We start from the raw sequence: 17,782 nt of genomic DNA on the forward strand, positions 1-17,782 counted from the left end.
TCATTTCTTCTTGATCACTTCATCTTTCAAATCAATATAAAATGTCTTTTGATTAAAGCTGCAGTAGGAAATCTGATCAATTTCATGATAGCCCCTTTTGGCAAGCTCATCTTTCAGCCACTGTTCATTTTGATTAATTTGCTTCAAATGATCGTGCTGTACAACGCCATCAGCAATAAGTGGCAGCTCAAGCGCTCCGTGTGTGTGCTTGTTTTCTTTTTCGACAACCGCAAGCTTTCCGGATGGCTCTAAAATGGCGTAAGACACATCCTGAATGCTATCGATGTTGTTTTCTCTTAATTGAATGAGCAGGTCATCAAAATTGTATCGCTGTTTTCTCATCGCACCCTCGTCAATTTTCCCATTAATGATGAGCAGGACCGGTTTGCCGTCAAGAAAGCGCCGGACACCTTGGAATTTCAATGAGAGATAGGCAAGTGTGATTTGAATGAAGGTTAACAGCAGGATCGGCCATACCGTATGTAACATGTGATCCTCGACTTCTTCTATAGCGAGAACCGCAATTTCTGCGATCATCATAAAAATGACAAGATCTAAAATACTCAATTCGCCAATTTCTCTCTTGCCCATTAACCGAAAAATAAACCAAATAAGAAAATATAAAATGATTGTTCTCATGGAGATAATCAAGATGTCCTGCATGTGATGTAAACCCTCCTTCTCCACCATAGCTTGTGTCAAAACCCTTTATTTATGTAGAAAAGAAAGCCTCTGTTTTTATCGTGAGAAACATGTCTATTTTTTCTTCTATGTGAATACATTTTAGTAAAAGACAAGCTTCGGTCAATTGGAGAGGAGACGAATCACATGCAGGAAACGAAACAAATCGGAAAAGGGATTTTATCCGGCTTAATGGCCATTTTTATCGTCATGATTGTCACAAGCTTACTTGTATCGCTCATGCTTACCTTCACAAGTATGCAGGAATCATCGTTTAAATGGATGATTATGATTTTGTCCTTTGTGGCACTTTTATTAGGGGGGATCATTTCTGGAGGAAAGGCAAAGGAGCGCGGCTGGTTCATTGGTGCGATTACTTCGCTGATCTTTTCCCTCACTGTATTTTTGTTTCAATATTTAGGGTTTGGAGAAACCTTTTCACCAGAGCAGTTCATCTATCATGGGGCATTTCTAGGGATTTGTATGCTCGGCGGAATGATTGGCGTCAATCTTCGAGGGAAATAAAAAAAGAGCGGATCTATATCGCTCTTTTTTTTTATGGCTATGTATCGGAGGATTAGCCTTTGTCAGCTAATTCTCTAATAGCACGACGATCGAAAGTTAAACGGTTGTTTTCGCTTGTTTTGATGACCACTTTTGATTCATCAATGTAGTCGATTTCACCGTGTAAACCACCGATTGTGACGATTTTATCGCCTTTTGATAAAGATTGCTGCATCTGACGCACAGCTTTTTGTTGCTTTTGCTGTGGACGGATTAATAAGAAGTAAAGCACAGCAAACATGACAACAATCATAATGATTGAACCCATACCACCATCCATTCTATTTCACCCCTTTCTAAAGCATTGTAAAGCCTTTTCGTTTATGCGTTAAAAGTTTTTCGCATTCGGTTCGTTAAAGCCGTAACGCTCAAAAAACTCTTCTTTAAAATCACCTAAACGATCCTCACGGATAGCTTCTCTCACTTGCTCCATTAATTTTAACAGAAAATGAAGATTATGATAAGTTGTTAATCGAATTCCGAACGTTTCATTTGTTTTGATCAAATGTCTAATATAAGCGCGTGTGTAGTTTTTACATGTGTAGCAGTCACAATTTTCATCGATTGGTCTGAAATCACGCTCATATTTTGCATTTTTCACAACTAGACGTCCTTCGCTTGTCATCAACGTACCGTTTCTAGCAATTCGTGTTGGCAGCACGCAGTCAAACATATCTACACCGCGAATGGCGCCGTCAATTAAGGAATCTGGTGAGCCGACACCCATTAAGTACCTTGGCTTGTCTGCTGGTAACAATGGCGTTGTGAACTCGAGTACACGGTTCATCACATCTTTTGGTTCCCCAACAGATAAGCCTCCGATGGCGTAGCCTGGGAAATCAAGTGACACGAGATCTTTTGCACTTTGTTTACGAAGCTCTTCGTATTCTCCGCCTTGGATGATTCCAAACAGCCCTTGATCCTCTGGACGCTGATGTGCTTCTAGACAGCGTTCTGCCCATCTGCTTGTCCGCTCTACAGAACGTTTCATGTAATCGAATTCTGCTGGATATGGCGGGCATTCATCAAATGCCATCATAATATCTGAGCCAAGCGCATTTTGAATGTCCATGGCCTTCTCAGGAGAAAGGAACAACTTATCTCCATTTAAGTGATTACGGAAGTGGACGCCTTCTTCTTCAATTTTTCTAAATTCACTCAAAGAGAAGACTTGGAATCCGCCTGAGTCGGTCAAAATCGCTCGATCCCAGTTCATAAATTTATGCAGGCCGCCTGCTTCTTTCACAATGTCATGACCCGGACGGAGCCATAGGTGGTACGTATTGCTTAAGATGATGCCTGCTTCCATTGCCTTTAGTTCTTCAGGCGCCATCGTTTTGACTGTAGCCAGTGTACCTACCGGCATAAATACAGGTGTGTCAAAGGAGCCGTGCGGTGTATGAACACGTCCTAGTCGTGCACCTGTTTGTTTGCATGATTTAATGAACTCATAACGTATCGGTAATTGCGACAAAAATGAGCCCTCCTGTCTTTGTTGTATGATGTTATTGAATCAGCATGGCATCGCCAAAGCTGAAGAATCGGTATTCCTCTTTTACAGCCTCATTGTACGCTTTTAGGACATGCTCTCGTCCAGCTAATGCGCTGACAAGCATGATTAACGAGGATTTTGGCAGATGGAAATTCGTGATCATGCCATCAATTGCCTTGAATGTGTAGCCGGGGTAAATAAAGATTGACGTCCAGCCGCTTGACGCTTTGAATTCACCGTCATGCGCACTTGCAATGGTTTCTAGCGTTCTCGTTGACGTTGTCCCCACTGAAATAATCCGCCCGCCTTCTTTGCGAACGCGATTAAGCTCTGCCGCTGTTTCTTCATTCATTTCGTAAAATTCCGCGTGCATTTCGTGTTCTTCAATACGATCTGCACTGACCGGACGAAAAGTACCAAGCCCCACGTGCAGTGTAATGAATGCGATGTGCACACCCTTTGCTTTCAGCGCATCCAGCAGCTCGTTTGTAAAGTGAAGACCAGCAGTCGGAGCAGCAGCGGAGCCGACCTCTTTCGAATACACCGTTTGATAGCGTTCACGATCGTCAAGCTGCTCTTTAATATAAGGAGGCAGCGGCATTTCACCAAGGGATTCAAGTACTTCATAAAAAATGCCGGTATACTGAAACTCAACTTTTCTTCCGCCATGTTCTAATTCTTCTGTACATACCGCTTGAAGCCTTCCATCACCAAATGTGATCACTGTTCCTTTTTTCACCCGTTTGGCTGGTTTTACAAGTGTCTCCCATTTGTCGCCTTCCTCTTGTTTTAAGAGAAGAAGTTCAACTTTTGCACCTGTATCCTCTTTCATTCCAAACAACCGTGCCGGCAGAACGCGTGTATTATTTAAAACGAGACAATCACCCGTTTGAAAATAATCGGTGATTTGTGAGAATGTATCGTGTTTGATTGCACCCGTTTGTTTATTTAAGACCATCAGTCTTGATGCGTCTCGTTTTTCAAGCGGTACTTGTGCAATCAATCTTTCTGGTAAATCAAAATCAAATAGTTCTAGCTTCATTTCCTTCACCTATTCTGTAGTTAACTAGTTAACGTTATTTCATCCGTCCAAAGATATTCAGTAATATGGTTAGCACGATGCTAATGACAATGCATGTGATCACAGGAAAAAAGAACGTCACATTTCCTTTTTTTACAAAAATATCACCTGGAAGCTTACCAACCAATTGAAAACCTAATCCTGCGGCAAAAAGGACACCACCTAAAATCATCAATATTTTAGGGAATTCAGTCACGAATCGGAACCTCCATTTGAAAATGTTCATACGCTTCTCTTGTGACGACCCGTCCTCTTGGTGTTCTTTGCAGGAAACCAATTTGCAGTAAATACGGTTCGTACACATCTTCAATCGTATGTGATTCTTCTCCAATTGTCGCTGAGATTGTATCAAGCCCTACAGGACCGCCTCTAAATTTTTCAATCATACTTAAAAGCAGCTTATGGTCGATATGATCAAGACCAAGCTTGTCGACTTGAAGGCGCTCAAGGGCATCTTCCGCAATGTCCTCGGTAATCGCATGATTCCCAAGCACCTGCGCAAAATCTCTTACTCTTCTGAGCAGACGATTGGCAACCCTCGGCGTACCGCGGGAACGTCTTGCGATCTCTTCGGCTGAGCGAAGTTCGATCCCAATATCGAACAGCTCGGCTGTTCTTGAAACAATGTGAGCCAAATCTCTTTGCTCATAGTATTCCAATCTTGCATGTACCCCAAACCTGTCACGAAGCGGCGCTGTTAAAAGCCCGACACGGGTCGTGGCACCTACAAGTGTAAATGGCGGTAAATCAAGCCGTACAGAGCGCGCTGTATCTCCTTTACCAATGACGATATCTAAACAAAAATCCTCCATTGCTGGATAAAGCACTTCCTCAATTGAGCGCTGCAAGCGATGAATTTCATCTATAAACAACACATCACCTGGCTCAAGAGAAGTCAAGATCGCCGCCAAATCGCCAGGACGTTCAATCGCTGGTCCAGATGTTGTCCGCAGCTGAACATTCATTTCATTGGCAATAATCGACGCGAGCGTTGTTTTCCCGAGTCCGGGCGGTCCGTATAAAAGGACATGATCGAGTGTTTCCTGCCTCATCCGGGCAGCTTCAATAAACACGCTGAGGTTATCCTTTACTTTTTGCTGACCGATATATTGGCTAAGTGTCTGAGGCCGCAGACTTTGCTCAATGGCTGATTCATGGTTGTCTGCTTCAGTTGAGACGAGCCGTTCATCCATGAGACATCACCCTATTTCAACATTTTTTGTAAAGCTTTTTTCACATATTGATCGGTTGTGAGATTCTTTTCTTCTTTTAATAATGGAAGAACCTTTTTAATTTCGCGATCACCGTATCCGAGAACACTTAAGGCTTCAAGCGCTTCGTCTAATGCCGTTTGCTGCGTTTCGACCTGAATATGGTCCTCGTGATTAAATAGATTGCCAATCATTTCCGGAACAACATCAGCTAGCTTTCCTTTTAGGTCGAGAATGATTTGGCGAGCTGTCTTTTTGCCAACACCAGGGAATTTAATCAGGAACGCTTCATCTTCACGTTCTATCGCTGAAATGACCGCGCCTGGATCACCGGAAGCAAGAATCGCTAGAGCCCCCTTCGGCCCAATCCCTGTGACATTTAACAGTTTTGTGAACAGCGCTTTTTCTTCTCGTGTTTGAAATCCATATAACGAAAAAGCGTCTTCCTTTATGTAATGATACGTATAAATCGTTTCTTGTTTATTGATTTGATAGATAAACGGGTTTGGGCTATAGACTTGATATCCCACTCCGCCGTTTTCTATGACAACATATTGCGGGCACACATAATCAATGGTCCCTTTTACAAACTCTATCACCGTTTTCACCTCTTTGACTGTTCTTCATTGTAACATAAATCGAGAAGAAAACCGCAATAAAAGTTAACATACGTTCGCTCAATGCATTTTTACGATGACACTACGAAAAACAGCTTGCGGCCTTCACACCAGCAAGCTGTTATACGCTTTAAAACGATATTTCATTTCGGTAAGGCTTCATGACTTCAAGCACATGCTCAAATTCATCCTTTGTTCGAAAAGGAATGCCTTGCTCAAGCTGCTCCTCCACATGACTTTCTAAACGGGACGTATCAATTTGAAAAAAGAGATGAATGGGCTCCGCCCAGCCGTCAGGCCTTCCATGAAACGTAGAAATCACACCGTCCTCTGATAATCCGATATATCCATTTGCTTTACTTAATGGAGAGATATCATCAATTTGCTTTCTAAAAAGCGCAAAATCCTCTTTCTGCTCTACTAGCGTCCAGCCTTTATACTGCGACCAGAATGTGTCTTTGTCTTCTAATGATGCCCGGTGTCTTTCAATACTCACATCTCCGTCTAGATAAACTTTTTCAAGCTGTACGGTGATCGAGTTTGACTGCTTTTGCAAGTGTTCTTTTCCTTCCATATCCGTAGCGAAAAAAAGCACACTTGTCATGATAAGTCCTGTAACGAAACATTTCATCTTCACTTTCACTATTTACACCTCTTTAAAACATGAGATCGATGCATGACATATGTAGTTTGACCCATTTTTCTAAACATTAACCAAATCGATGACATGAATATATGGGAAGAGTCTTTCGTTGTATCCTTCATTCGTAAATGGTATGTTTTATACAATCCATTGCTTTATCGAATGCTCGGTTTTTTCATCATTCGTTTTTCAGCCGCATAAACTGAAACCAAAGAAGGTGAAGTCAATGTCAGAAGTCAAAAGATTAGCCGAATCGATTCAGTATCATGAGGATAAACGTCTTCATAAGCTTGCCTTTAAACCGGCAGAGCTTGAGCTGTGCGGCAAAGGAAGAAGTGCCTATGTCTTTTCATACAAAAAAAACGGCAAGAAAATGGCGCTTAAAGTCTTTTTCCCTTCTTATCAGCATATTGCCCGCAAAGAAGCCGCCATTTATGAAAAACTTTCTGGTTCGTCTTACTACCCTGAGATTTATGAATCTGGGGATCAGTATATTTTAATGGAATATATTAAAGGACATACATTCTATGAATGCCTCACAAAGGGGATTCCTATTAAAAAACAAATGATTGAACAAGTCGATGATGCGCTAGAAGAAGCACGCGAGAAAGGATTGAATCCTTCTGATATCCATCTGAGGAATCTGATCTTAACAAAGGAAGGACAGGTCAGGGTCATCGACGTTGCCCGTTTCACACAAACAAAAGCATGCCACCAATGGGATGACTTAAAAGCCGCTTACGCTTATTATCAAAAACCTTTTTTCCCGAAAAAAGCACCGCGTCTATGGCTTGAAGTGATTGCTTATTTATATAAAAAGAACTGGCTGTCCCGCGGTCAGCTTAATAATCGGAATGATTTCTCTGCATAATGAAAGCCGCTCTCACTGAGCGGCTTTTCTGTGTCAATCTGTTTCAACATGGATGCTATTCACATTTAATAAGTTAATGATTTCATTATTCAGCTTAAACCAATGATTGGCTTCTTCAATTTTCTTATACACATCATAGGTAGCTGGACGTTTTAGCTCGAAATCAAGCACTTCCCCATTGTTCATATGAAATGTTACCTTAAATACTTTCATCATAAGATCACCTTCCACTCTCTCTTGTTAGCTGGCCAAATAGATCGGCTCTTTTCATTCATTCTCTACTCAACTCGTTTCCCCTCCTTCTTTCCTTTCAAACACAAGAAGTTTAAATTTTGTTTAAATTCAAACAATATCTCTATCCCTCTTCTTTGCAAAGAAGTATAGTATTTTAAAAAGGAGGTTTTCTTTATGAAACGGAAAAAGAAACGAACATCTCCTGAAAGACAAACAGTCGTGTTTCATTTAACAGATGCCCTCATTCCGAGTCTGGACATGATAGGGGTTGCATTAAAGGCATTTTTCCACCTCTTAAGAAAAGCCTTATCCGCGATCTGATAAAACCCCGCACAACATGCGTGCGAGGTTCTTTTTTAGGATGAATATATTTGACTTCCTTGGCTGATAAACTCCTTCGCCTTCTTCTCCATCTCTTTTTTTACTTCTTCTGATTGATTGCGAATATCATGGGAAATTTTCATGCTGCAAAACTTCGGTCCGCACATTGAGCAAAAATGGGCAGTCTTAGCGCCTTCGGCAGGCAATGTTTCATCATGGAACGCCATCGCTCTTTCTGGATCAAGTGACAGGTTGAATTGGTCCCGCCATCTAAATTCAAACCTTGCTTTCGATAAAGCATCATCGCGCTTTTGAGCAGCAGGATGTCCTTTTGCTAGATCAGCAGCATGTGCAGCAATTTTATAGGCGATCACACCTTCTCTTACATCTTCTTTGTTCGGCAGCCCTAAATGCTCTTTTGGCGTCACATAGCATAGCATCGCTGTTCCATACCAGCCGATCATAGCTGCGCCGATGGCAGATGTAATATGATCATATCCCGGAGCAATATCTGTTGTAAGAGGTCCTAATGTATAAAATGGTGCCTCTTTGCAAATCTCCATTTGTTTGTCTACATTCTCTTTGATTTTATCCATTGGAACATGCCCAGGTCCTTCAATCATCACCTGAACATCATGTTTCCAAGCGATCTCTGTCAATTCACCTAACGTTTCCAGCTCTGCAAACTGCGCTTCATCATTGGCATCAGCTATTGATCCTGGTCTAAGCCCATCTCCAAGTGAAAAGGCAATATCATACGTTTTCATAATCTCACAAATATCTTCGAAGTGGGTATAAAGGAAATTCTCTTGATGATGAGCAAGACACCATCTTGCCATAATGGCACCGCCTCTTGAAACAATACCGGTTACCCGATCGACTGTCAGCGGAATATACCTTAATCGCACGCCCGCATGAATCGTGAAGTAGTCTACTCCTTGCTCTGCTTGTTCAATTAACGTGTCTCTGTACACGTCCCACGTCAAATCTTCTGCCACGCCATTCACCTTTTCAAGCGCCTGATAAATGGGAACGGTGCCTACTGGGACTGGGCAATTGCGTATGATCCATTCTCTCGTTGTATGAATGTCCTTTCCTGTAGACAGATCCATCATAGTGTCTGCACCCCATCTGATTGCCCAAGTCATTTTTTCAACTTCTTCATCAATGGATGATGTCACAGCTGAATTGCCAATGTTCGCATTGATTTTGACATGAAAATGCCTTCCGATAATCATCGGTTCACTTTCAGGATGGTTAATATTCGCTGGAATGACGGCTCTTCCGCTGGCTACTTCCTCTCTCACGAACTCAGGGCTTAGCTCTTCTCTTAACGCGATGAACTCCATTTCAGGCGTCACAATACCTTTTTTTGCATAATGCATTTGCGTCACACAGGCACCTTGTTTTGCGCGAAGCGGCTCATGATGAAAATCAGTAAGAACATGCTGATGTGACGATTTCTCTTTGGAGCGATATCCGTTATCTTCAGGTTTTACATGACGTCCTTCATAGCTTTCTGTATCCCCTCTTTCTTCGATCCATGCCGCTCTCAGACGATGAAGCCCCTTTGTAACATCGATATGGGCACGCTCATCGGTGTAAGGTCCACTCGTATCGTACACACGAATCGGTTCATTTTGAATGTTTCCTGCCTGCGTCACCGTTTGTGAGAGGGCAATCTCTCTTTTTGGCACTAAAATGTCAGGTCTTGACCCTTTCTCATACACCTTTCGGCTGCCATCAAAGCTTGATAATAACGATTGAGTTGTTAGGGTATTTTTCTTTTCTTTCATTTGCTGTTCTCTCCTTCTCTTCTTGTCACCGGACAGGATGGAATCAGCACCAGCAAAAAAACCAGGCTCTATGAACAGAACCTGGTTTCGTCGTTAGAAATAAACATGAATCTCATTTATAAGACACATGTATCATCTTCAACTTCCCCACGCTGGTACGAGCCAGATCAGGTCCAAAGGGTTAAGAAGCATACACTTCTCTCTCAGCCCAGCCGCGGGCACCCCTAGTCACATTTATTCATTTCCACAACAGTGTAGCATAGAGATGCCATGAAAAAAAGAAGTTTTAGGAAAATAGTTCCTTTTCACTACAAAAGAGATAAAGCCAGCTTGATATACACCTTTATATACATCATCCTCCTCAAACATTTAGATAAAATCTGAAATAATCATTGATCCTTTTATCCTATTATGTATAATTAATCTAAACGGAGAATTTTTATACAGATTTTTTTAAAGGAAGTTCTAGTCGATTGCAAACATTTCTCACATTTATCGTCATAGGATTCTCAATTGCTCTACCAGTTGGAGCGATCACGGTTGAAATGACAAAACAAGGATTAAAAAACGGCTTCTTTCATGGTTTAACTGTAGGAGCAGGCGGCATGACCATCGATCTCTTACTAATCTTGGCTTTGTATGCTGGATTTGCTCAGTTTTTATCACTGCCATTTGTCCAAATCCCGCTCTGGCTGATCGGAGCTATCTTCTTAATGATTCTCGCATACGATTCCATTAAACATGCGGATCAAGACATCCATTTAGCTGGCGAAATAGTCAATAAATCTTTCGCAAAAACGTACAGAAACGGCTTGCTTGTCGCGGTGTCTCCTGGAAACCTTGTGTTCTGGGTTTCTGTATTCGGAGCTGTACTGGCAGATGCATATACAAAAACAGATTCATCTGAATTTATGCTGGCATCAGGCGGTATTTTGGCAGGGATTCTCCTTCATGACATCAGTCTTCTCACCCTTGTATCCTTAACAAGAAAAGTGATGAATCGAACGATGATCAAATGGACATCCATTATTGCTGGTATTTTATTACTTGGATTTGGCTGTTATTTCTTTTACGAATTCTATATAGGCATTAAGGTTTATTTTTAAGAAAAGGCTAAAGTTCTTGAGGAACTTTAGCCTTTTCTATGCTTCAACTTATCGAGTCATGCCTGTTTGACCTGTTTCAAATTGTGTTCTTCTCATATCTCTAAAGCGTGTGAAAGCTCCCTCGTCTTTAATGACTTGGACAGCTCTTCCATCCGCATAACGAGTCGCTGCTTCTTCCACTTGTGATACGCCCTCTGACGTCAGACGTCCATCTGATTTAATGGCAATATACACATTTTCATCTGTTACCATCACCTGTGAGTCTGCAACGTGGTTCATTTTATTGACGCGATTGGCAATTTTTCTTGAACGCTGCACGTTCTCTTGTTTATCGTAGCCAGAGAACGACATTTGGTTATGATAGTTCATATCTCCATGACTGTAGCGTCCATCACCACCTGCGAGAGGCGTTCGATCATCTGCTTGAGGGCGGGTGCGATAATCAACATTCGTTGTATTCCCACCGTTCATTCCCTCCATGAGTTCAGAAACTGGCCCTTGATGATCTTGGTTATTGTCATCCGCACGGTTATTCGAATGATATCCGACTGGCTGACCTGATTGATTATGACGTGTATCTACACCTGCATTGTCATTTGTACCACATGCCGTTAACCCAATAGGAAGAAGCACTAATGCGATCGTTTTTTGCCATTTTTGTCTCAAACGAAAAACCCCCTGTACAAATTCAATCTCATGAGCGCGAAACAGGCTCTGTTTTAGCATGTACAGTTTGGAGAAAAATCAAGCTGTCAGTTATAAACAAAAAAAGGAACGATTGAGATCGTTCCCTCCAGTTTGCTAAAATGATCTTTATTTTAGCCCTTTTTCTTCTTTTCAGCGTGATAGAAAACCTTTGCAGTCTAGGAAGGGTGAGCACAGTAGCGGAGCGAATTTGACATTCGTGAGCACCGGAGCACAGCCCTGACAAAGAATGCGAGGGTTTGTCTACACGCTGAAAGGAACGATTGAGATCGCTCCTTCTGTTATTACTCTTCTTCGTCTTCCTCTGGTCTTGCAAAAACAGATTGACCTGGATATGGCTGCATATAAGGCTGAGCTGGATAAGCTCCCATTTGGCCATAAGGTACAGGATTCGGGTAATGTCCTGGCCACGGCTGATGCTGCTTCATGCCATCATCACATCCGCAGTCTTCCTTGCCATAAGCTTCATTTGAAACATTTGGATAAAAGCCTTGATTCACGTTCGCATTGACATTTGCGTTGGCATTGGCATTTGGATGCATATGGTGGTGCCAGTGATGCCCATCGTTTGCATGATGTTCATAATGTTCTCCGTAATAAGCTGGCGCTTGATACGCAGGATAATACGGCTGCGCTGGGTATGGATATGGCATCATGTGATGGTGATAATATGGCTGGACAGGATAGCAAAGACCTGACCCTGGTAAAATTGGCGATGCTGGCACCATTTGCTGCGGATATGGATACATTGCCGGCATGTAATGACCATGACCATAATAAGGATCATATGCGTCATGATGCTGGTGATGGTGATGATGTTCCTTATTCTCAGCCATTCCCCCTACCGCTGCGCCTCCTACATTCGGCATTTGCGGGAAATTAGGAAGGTTTGGGTAATTGCTGTGCTCCATATCTTTTCCCTCCTCCTTTTGATGCGGAATATGAATAAACGGATCATACCCCTTTGCCACTTCATCTTTTAAATGACCTTTATTTTCATGATGGAAATGGTCCTTGTTGTCTTTATGCTCCTTATTCTCATAATGAACATGATCTTTATGATCCTTTTTGTCATGAACATGATCTTTCTTTTCATGAACGTGATCTTTTTTCTCATGATGTTCTTTTTTCTCATGATGTTCTTTTTTCTCATGATGTTCTTTTTTCTCATGATGTTCTTTTTTGGGAGGAGGCGTGAATGGCTGGTAGAGATTGGTCTGATAATAATTCACATCGACTTGTGGAAAAGCTGGCTGCTCGATCTTTGGCACTGGCGGTACATAAGGTACAGGTTCGTTTGGCTTTTCTTTCGGCTTCGTATCTTGCACTTGCACGACATCTTTTGGCTTTTCTTTCACATACGGATGTTCTTTCGGCTTTGGCATTTCTTTTGCTTTCTGATGATCTGTTTTTACAGGAACACCACTAGATGGAATCTTGATCTTCATACCCGGCATGATCAAATCTGGGTTACTGAGCTGTGAATTTAGTTTTTTCAATTCTTGAAAGTCGACTCCGTATTTCTTTGAAATTTTCCAAAGGGAGTCTCCTTTTTGCACAATATGAATTTTCAACGTTTTCCCCTCCTATGCAAAACGTGAACGTAACGGTTATGTCAGAAGTACAATATGTTTCACCATAAATTTATGCTTATTTACAAGCCGATATGATAAAAACTTGTTTTCTGATAGGAGGGGCTGATTCATTATTTAATGGCGAGCATTTTATTCAGTGCAAGTAAAGCGTCTTTTGTCGTGTCTTCATTGACTTGAATCAAACCGACCGGATCACCTTTCTCTATGCTTTCTAGTGACCATAACAAATGAGGGAGATCGATCCGATTCATCGTCAAACATGGACACATATCCGGATTGAGGGATTCGATTTGTTTATTTGGATGCTGATCTATGATCCGCTTGACCAAATTCATCTCTGTTCCAATCGCCCACTTGCTTCCTGCTGGTGCTTCCTTGATCGTATCAATAATAAATTTCGTTGAACCGGCAAGATCAGAAGCCGTGACGACTTCATGCGTGCACTCTGGATGGACAAGAATTTGAATGGCACGGTCTCTTTTTCTCGTTTCTTCAATATTCCGCACCGTAAATTTCTCATGGACAGAGCAATGGCCTTTCCATAAAATCATCTTGATGCGGGAAAGCGGCTGATCGGTGATGAGCCTTTCTTCTATTTGATCCCAGACAGCCATTTCTTCAAGTGAAATGCCTAAATCAAAGGCCGTATTACGCCCTAAATGCTGATCAGGGAGAAACAGAATGCGCTCTTTTTGTGTGAGCGCCCACTCCAGCACTTTTTTAGCGTTTGATGATGTCACAGTGGCCCCGCCATGCTTTCCGACAAATGCTTTAATATCAGCTGTTGAGTTGACATACGTAAGGGGAAGAATTGTCTCCCCAAACAGATCAGTGAGCTGCTCCCATGCTCTATCCGTTTGTTTCATGTTTGCCATATCTGCCATTGAACAGCCTGCTCTCATATCTGGCAATAGAACCTTTTGATTCTTGTTTGACAGCATGTCTGCCGTTTCAGCCATGAAGTGAACACCGCAGAACACAATGTACTCCGCTTCCTTGTTGTCCGCGGCTATTTGTGCGAGCTGCAATGAATCCCCTGTTGCATCTGCGAATTGGATGACTTCATCCTTTTGATAATGATGCCCCGGTATAAAAAGCTTTGATCCAAAGGCTCGTTTAATGTCTAACACACGCTGCTTCATCTCCTCAACAGAGCGGTGTTTATAGTCTTCTGGCATCATGGCTGTATGTTGATTCGCAAGTACATCAAGCAGTGACATGAGTTGTTCCCCCTTTATGACTGAATTCCATATTCATACTAAAATCAAATGCTGGGGCAGAATGTGTCAGAAAACCGAGTGAAATAAGATCGACACCTGTCCCTCTGTAACTTGGCAATGTCTCTAGCGTGATACCTCCTGAAGCCTCTGTCAAAATTGTCTCAGGCGTCATTTGTTTAAAACGTTTTACCTCGTCCGGAGAGCAGTTGTCAAACATGATGACATCGGCCTTTGCATCAATGGCTTCCTTTAGCTGCGTTTCTGATTCAATTTCCACTTCAATTTTCACCATATGACCGGCATATGCTCTTGCTTTCTCTACTGCTTCATGAATAGAGCCGCATGCAGCGATATGATTATCTTTAATCATTACCCCATCTGATAAGCCGAAGCGATGATTCTTTCCCCCACCTGTCTTCACAGCGTATTTCTCTAACATACGCAAGCCGGGCGTCGTTTTTCTCGTATCACAAATCGTAATCGACGGGTCCGCTAATCGCTGCACTGCTTCATGTGTTAAAGTGGCGATACCTGTCATGCGCTGCAAGACGTTCAAAATGACCCGTTCTCCTTTTAATAAGTCGCTGACTGGTCCCTTTATTTTCGCCAGCACTGCCCCTGAATGAATCCAATCACCTTCTTCAAAGAACAACTCAGTCTGAATCTGTTCATTCAGCAGGCGGTACCCTATGTCAATGACTTGAGAACCTGCCAATACACCCGATTGTTTTGCGATGATATAGGCTGTTCCTTTCTTTTCTCCAAAAATGCCATCAGCTGATACATCTCCAAAACCAATATCTTCTGTGAAAAAATGAGTCAGCATTTGTTTTAACTGTAAACGTTCCATTTGGCACCGATCCTTTCATTTTTCATCATGTGAATGTGGCCTTTTTCATGGACAATTTGCACACCCCGCCATAATGCATCATTCCGATTTGGATAATCCATCCGATAATGACCACCTCTGCTTTCTGTACGAAGTAATGCAGACTTCACAAGGCAAATCGCTAATGCCCATTGATTGCTTAATTCGATCTGTTCACTTGTGATATCCTTCACATTCATTTGCTGATAAGGGACTTCCTGTAATGTTTGCAGTAAGGTCTTTAGCCCTTTTTCGTCTCTTACAATTGCGGCATATGTTGTCATCCATTGTCTCAACTGATCCTCTGAAACCTCTGGCACAGGCCATATTTCTTGAATTGAGAAAGAGGAGATTGTTTTTTTCTGTTTAGGTATTTCTTCAATTCTCCGTGCCGCTTTGTTTCCTAAAACGAGACCTTCCAAGAGAGAATTACTCGCCAATCGGTTCGCTCCGTGTAAGCCTGTACAGGCCGCTTCTCCGATAGCAAAAAGAGATGGAACCGTCGTTTCTCCATATTCATTCACGCAGATTCCGCCCATTAAAAAATGCATACCAGGGGAAACTGGGAGCCTGCCGCTTGCTATATCGACACCTGCACGCTCACACATTGCAGCAATGGCTGGAAAACGAACTGAGAAATGTGGAATTTCGCTGATATTGAGATACAGATCATGACCTAATTGCTGCTCATGAAAAATAGCTCTAGAGACGATATCTCTAGGCGCTAAATCAGCTTGTGGGTGAATGCCTTTCATGATCCTCCTGCGTGTTTCATCTTCTAAATAGGCTCCCTCTCCTCGGACTGCCTCTGAAACGAGACCGACTGCTTTTCCAGCGATCGTCAAGAGGGTGGGATGGAATTGAACAAATTCGAGATCAGCTAATTGTGCTCCGGCTCGATAAGCCATCATCAGTCCGTCTCCTGTTACAGAAGGGTCATTTGTGTTTGTTTCATATAGGGAGCCGCAGCCGCCCGTGGATAAAACAACGGCATCTGCGGTCATGGTATGTACGCGATCTTTCTCATCTTTCCAGACCACTCCTATGCAGGTTCCTTCGTGAACGAGCAGATCAACGACATGGGAATTTTCATATAAATGAATATGTGAGCCAAGCTGATTTTTTAAATACTGCACGAGGGTTTTACCTGTTTGGTCTCCTCCTGCATGCAAAATGCGATGAGTCGTATGCGCCCCCTCTTTACCTAATTGCGGCACGCCCGTCTCCGTTTGATCAAATGGACAGCCTTCTTCTACGAGCTGCTCCACCATATGCTTTCCAAGACGTACGATCTCTTGTACCGCCCTTTCATCATTGTGATCACAGCCGGCGGCTAATGTGTCTTGTACATGCTGATGAACAGAATCCTGTGCTGAAAAGGCAGCAGCGATTCCTCCTTGTGCAAGCATGGAATTACTAGAGGAAAATTGTTTTTTTGTCATCATGATGACTTCGCAGCTTGCTGAAATGGTTTTTGCAAAGGAAAGCGCTGCAATGCCTGATCCCACCACAATGATTTTTTTGATTGATGACACCATCGCCCCTCCTGTCATTTACACCTGTCTTGACACATATCATTACACAACACTACAATAAATACAAGAAAAAATTTTCTCATAGGAGATGGATGGATTGGTTTATTTAGATTACGCAGCTTCTACACCTGTTTCGGAGGAGGCACTGCATGTTTTTCATCAGCTAAGTAAAGATTGCTACGGGAATGCAAGCAGTCTACATGATGCAGGCGGAAGAGCAAATGACATACTGACTTACAGCAGACAATCAATCGCTGCCATTCTTGAGGGCGAACCAGAGGGCATCTACTTTACAAGCGGCGGAACGGAATCCAATCTTCTTGCGATTCAATCGATGGCAAATGGTCTGCCAGCAGACAGGCAGCATGTCATCACAACTTCTGTAGAGCATCCTTCTGTTCATCATGCGTTTAAGAGCTTAGAGCGTCTTGGCGCGAAGGTTACGATCATTGAACCGAATCAAGATGGGATCATCACTCAGGACATTCTCAAAGATGCATTATTGCCTGAAACAGGATTAGTATCTATCCAGCATGCTAATTCAGAAACAGGGATTATCCAGCCGCTCGCTGAATTAGCACCCATTTTAAAAGAAAGGCACATTCTTTTTCATACAGATGCCGTGCAAACATTCGGAAAGGTTCGTGTGTCCATCAAGGAGCTTGGGGTTGATGCCGTATCCATCTCTAGCCATAAAGTGTATGCACCTAAGGGCGCTGGTGCTGTCTATATGGGCGCTCACGTTCCTTGGAAGCCTTTATATTCAGGTGCAGTTCAGGAAAATGGCTTCCGCCCTGGAACAGTGAACGTTCCATGCATCGGTGCTTTTGCTGCTGCGAGCGAACAATTAATGCTTAAGCTAGATGAGCAAAAACGGCAAAATGAGCAGCTTCGTGATTATTTTCTTCAGCAGCTGAAAATGAGACAGCTTCCTGTTCGTACACTTCAGAACAATGGCAATCGCCTTATGCTGCCTCATATTATTGGTTGTTTTTTTGAAGGGTTTGAAGGACAATATGTAATGTTAGCATGTAACCGGCATGGGATTTGTATATCGACTGGAAGCGCATGCGCTTCTGGTTATCATCATCCTTCCCCGGCTGTGAAGGCATTGCACGTATCAGACCGTGATGCTCTTCAATTCATTCGACTATCATTTGGATCGAAGTCGTCAAAAGAGGACATCGATCAGCTTTTGCATACATTTGAACAATTGCAAAAGGAGAAGAAAGGAGCATAAGA

General features: G+C 42.6%; 20 protein-coding genes and 1 riboswitch. Of the genes, 5 read left to right on the plus strand and 15 right to left on the minus strand.

Going from position 1 to position 17,782, the window contains the following annotated elements:
* On the minus strand, positions 1-663 hold the full coding sequence (locus tag MKZ05_RS12305) for a DUF421 domain-containing protein (RefSeq protein ID WP_003216185.1): 663 nt from the start codon (positions 661-663) through the stop codon (positions 1-3).
* Positions 664-828: 165 nt separating this feature from the next.
* Here MKZ05_RS12305 and MKZ05_RS12310 point away from each other — a divergent pair, with 165 nt between their 5' ends.
* Positions 829-1,206: a TIGR04086 family membrane protein gene (locus tag MKZ05_RS12310; protein ID WP_003216839.1), complete on the plus strand. Its 378-nt coding sequence runs from the start codon at positions 829-831 to the stop codon at positions 1,204-1,206.
* A gap of 52 nt (positions 1,207-1,258) precedes the next feature.
* Here MKZ05_RS12310 and yajC read toward each other — a convergent pair whose 3' ends face one another.
* The 7 genes from yajC to MKZ05_RS12345 all read right to left on the minus strand — a co-directional run bounded on the left by yajC (position 1,259) and on the right by MKZ05_RS12345 (position 6,277).
* The gene (yajC, locus tag MKZ05_RS12315; protein ID WP_003216659.1) at positions 1,259-1,525 is read right to left on the minus strand and encodes a preprotein translocase subunit YajC; all 267 of its coding nucleotides are present in this window, start codon (positions 1,523-1,525) and stop codon (positions 1,259-1,261) included.
* 48 nt (positions 1,526-1,573) lie between these two features.
* Complete coding sequence (gene tgt / locus MKZ05_RS12320) at positions 1,574-2,719, minus strand: tRNA guanosine(34) transglycosylase Tgt (RefSeq protein ID WP_212046169.1); 1,146 nt, start codon at positions 2,717-2,719, stop codon at positions 1,574-1,576.
* A gap of 31 nt (positions 2,720-2,750) precedes the next feature.
* Positions 2,751-3,779 carry a tRNA preQ1(34) S-adenosylmethionine ribosyltransferase-isomerase QueA gene (gene queA, locus MKZ05_RS12325; protein ID WP_212046170.1) on the minus strand — a complete coding sequence of 343 codons (1,029 nt, stop codon included), beginning with the start codon at positions 3,777-3,779 and terminating at the stop codon, positions 2,751-2,753.
* Between the two features lie 34 nt (positions 3,780-3,813).
* The gene (locus MKZ05_RS12330; RefSeq protein WP_003216361.1) at positions 3,814-4,014 is read right to left on the minus strand and encodes a DUF2905 domain-containing protein; all 201 of its coding nucleotides are present in this window, start codon (positions 4,012-4,014) and stop codon (positions 3,814-3,816) included.
* Complete coding sequence (ruvB, locus tag MKZ05_RS12335) at positions 4,007-5,011, minus strand: Holliday junction branch migration DNA helicase RuvB (RefSeq protein ID WP_212046171.1); 1,005 nt, start codon at positions 5,009-5,011, stop codon at positions 4,007-4,009. Before ruvB ends, MKZ05_RS12330 begins: the two co-directional genes overlap by 8 nt.
* 11 nt (positions 5,012-5,022) lie before the next feature.
* Positions 5,023-5,628 carry a Holliday junction branch migration protein RuvA gene (ruvA, locus tag MKZ05_RS12340; RefSeq protein WP_044140019.1) on the minus strand — a complete coding sequence of 202 codons (606 nt, stop codon included), beginning with the start codon at positions 5,626-5,628 and terminating at the stop codon, positions 5,023-5,025.
* Positions 5,629-5,776: 148 nt separating this feature from the next.
* Complete coding sequence (locus tag MKZ05_RS12345) at positions 5,777-6,277, minus strand: intercompartmental signaling factor BofC (protein WP_170966011.1); 501 nt, start codon at positions 6,275-6,277, stop codon at positions 5,777-5,779.
* Between the two features lie 238 nt (positions 6,278-6,515).
* Here MKZ05_RS12345 and MKZ05_RS12350 point away from each other — a divergent pair, with 238 nt between their 5' ends.
* On the plus strand, positions 6,516-7,160 hold the full coding sequence (locus MKZ05_RS12350; RefSeq protein WP_137054909.1) for a protein kinase family protein: 645 nt from the start codon (positions 6,516-6,518) through the stop codon (positions 7,158-7,160).
* A gap of 33 nt (positions 7,161-7,193) precedes the next feature.
* Here the strand turns inward: MKZ05_RS12350 and MKZ05_RS12355 are convergent, their stop codons facing one another.
* A complete protein-coding gene (locus MKZ05_RS12355; protein ID WP_034620653.1) occupies positions 7,194-7,373 on the minus strand; it encodes a hypothetical protein in 180 nt (59 codons plus the stop codon).
* 195 nt (positions 7,374-7,568) lie between these two features.
* Between MKZ05_RS12355 and MKZ05_RS12360 the strand changes: the two genes are divergently transcribed.
* A complete protein-coding gene (locus tag MKZ05_RS12360; protein WP_003216600.1) occupies positions 7,569-7,715 on the plus strand; it encodes a hypothetical protein in 147 nt (48 codons plus the stop codon).
* A 35-nt stretch (positions 7,716-7,750) separates the two neighbouring features.
* On the opposite strand, the gene thiC is transcribed toward MKZ05_RS12360, so the two are convergent.
* On the minus strand, positions 7,751-9,511 hold the full coding sequence (gene thiC, locus MKZ05_RS12365) for a phosphomethylpyrimidine synthase ThiC (RefSeq protein WP_106029083.1): 1,761 nt from the start codon (positions 9,509-9,511) through the stop codon (positions 7,751-7,753).
* A 127-nt stretch (positions 9,512-9,638) separates the two neighbouring features.
* Positions 9,639-9,747: riboswitch (TPP riboswitch) on the minus strand.
* 237 nt (positions 9,748-9,984) lie between these two features.
* Between thiC and MKZ05_RS12370 the strand changes: the two genes are divergently transcribed.
* Complete coding sequence (locus tag MKZ05_RS12370) at positions 9,985-10,617, plus strand: LysE family transporter (protein ID WP_339160284.1); 633 nt, start codon at positions 9,985-9,987, stop codon at positions 10,615-10,617.
* 48 nt (positions 10,618-10,665) lie between these two features.
* Here MKZ05_RS12370 and MKZ05_RS12375 read toward each other — a convergent pair whose 3' ends face one another.
* The 5 genes from MKZ05_RS12375 to nadB all read right to left on the minus strand — a co-directional run bounded on the left by MKZ05_RS12375 (position 10,666) and on the right by nadB (position 16,543).
* The gene (locus tag MKZ05_RS12375) at positions 10,666-11,283 is read right to left on the minus strand and encodes a YhcN/YlaJ family sporulation lipoprotein (RefSeq protein WP_003216228.1); all 618 of its coding nucleotides are present in this window, start codon (positions 11,281-11,283) and stop codon (positions 10,666-10,668) included.
* Positions 11,284-11,606: 323 nt separating this feature from the next.
* Positions 11,607-12,896 carry a SafA/ExsA family spore coat assembly protein gene (gene safA / locus MKZ05_RS12380; RefSeq protein WP_339160286.1) on the minus strand — a complete coding sequence of 430 codons (1,290 nt, stop codon included), beginning with the start codon at positions 12,894-12,896 and terminating at the stop codon, positions 11,607-11,609.
* A gap of 131 nt (positions 12,897-13,027) precedes the next feature.
* Complete coding sequence (nadA, locus tag MKZ05_RS12385; RefSeq protein ID WP_339160287.1) at positions 13,028-14,137, minus strand: quinolinate synthase NadA; 1,110 nt, start codon at positions 14,135-14,137, stop codon at positions 13,028-13,030.
* A complete protein-coding gene (nadC, locus tag MKZ05_RS12390; protein ID WP_284906802.1) occupies positions 14,124-14,987 on the minus strand; it encodes a carboxylating nicotinate-nucleotide diphosphorylase in 864 nt (287 codons plus the stop codon). The genes nadA and nadC overlap by 14 nt, the downstream gene beginning before the upstream one ends.
* Entirely contained in the window at positions 14,969-16,543 is a 1,575-nt protein-coding gene (nadB, locus tag MKZ05_RS12395; protein ID WP_339160288.1) for an L-aspartate oxidase, read from the minus strand. Before nadB ends, nadC begins: the two co-directional genes overlap by 19 nt.
* 85 nt (positions 16,544-16,628) lie before the next feature.
* Here nadB and MKZ05_RS12400 point away from each other — a divergent pair, with 85 nt between their 5' ends.
* Positions 16,629-17,780: an IscS subfamily cysteine desulfurase gene (locus MKZ05_RS12400; protein ID WP_276606912.1), complete on the plus strand. Its 1,152-nt coding sequence runs from the start codon at positions 16,629-16,631 to the stop codon at positions 17,778-17,780.
* The last annotated feature ends 2 nt before the right edge of the window (positions 17,781-17,782 follow it).

The sequence above is a fragment of the Bacillus sp. FSL M8-0277 genome (assembly GCF_037975305.1).
In the GTDB taxonomy this organism is placed as follows: Bacteria; Bacillota; Bacilli; order Bacillales; family Bacillaceae; genus Bacillus; species Bacillus pumilus.

Bases quoted from the DNA above. Each gene is read 5' to 3' on its own strand.
- nadC (WP_284906802.1), bottom strand. From the start codon at position 14,987: ATGGAACGTTTACAGTTAAAACAAATGCTGACTCATTTTTTCACAGAA.
- yajC (WP_003216659.1), bottom strand. From the start codon at position 1,525: ATGGATGGTGGTATGGGTTCAATCATTATGATTGTTGTCATGTTTGCT.
- MKZ05_RS12310 (WP_003216839.1), top strand. From the start codon at position 829: ATGCAGGAAACGAAACAAATCGGAAAAGGGATTTTATCCGGCTTAATG.
- MKZ05_RS12360 (WP_003216600.1), top strand. From the start codon at position 7,569: ATGAAACGGAAAAAGAAACGAACATCTCCTGAAAGACAAACAGTCGTG.
- queA (WP_212046170.1), bottom strand. From the start codon at position 3,779: ATGAAGCTAGAACTATTTGATTTTGATTTACCAGAAAGATTGATTGCA.
- nadB (WP_339160288.1), bottom strand. From the start codon at position 16,543: ATGGTGTCATCAATCAAAAAAATCATTGTGGTGGGATCAGGCATTGCA.
- MKZ05_RS12355 (WP_034620653.1), bottom strand. From the start codon at position 7,373: ATGAAAGTATTTAAGGTAACATTTCATATGAACAATGGGGAAGTGCTT.
- MKZ05_RS12305 (WP_003216185.1), bottom strand. From the start codon at position 663: ATGCAGGACATCTTGATTATCTCCATGAGAACAATCATTTTATATTTT.
- MKZ05_RS12400 (WP_276606912.1), top strand. From the start codon at position 16,629: ATGGATGGATTGGTTTATTTAGATTACGCAGCTTCTACACCTGTTTCG.
- ruvB (WP_212046171.1), bottom strand. From the start codon at position 5,011: ATGGATGAACGGCTCGTCTCAACTGAAGCAGACAACCATGAATCAGCC.
- MKZ05_RS12350 (WP_137054909.1), top strand. From the start codon at position 6,516: ATGTCAGAAGTCAAAAGATTAGCCGAATCGATTCAGTATCATGAGGAT.
- thiC (WP_106029083.1), bottom strand. From the start codon at position 9,511: ATGAAAGAAAAGAAAAATACCCTAACAACTCAATCGTTATTATCAAGC.
- MKZ05_RS12345 (WP_170966011.1), bottom strand. From the start codon at position 6,277: ATGAAATGTTTCGTTACAGGACTTATCATGACAAGTGTGCTTTTTTTC.
- nadA (WP_339160287.1), bottom strand. From the start codon at position 14,137: ATGTCACTGCTTGATGTACTTGCGAATCAACATACAGCCATGATGCCA.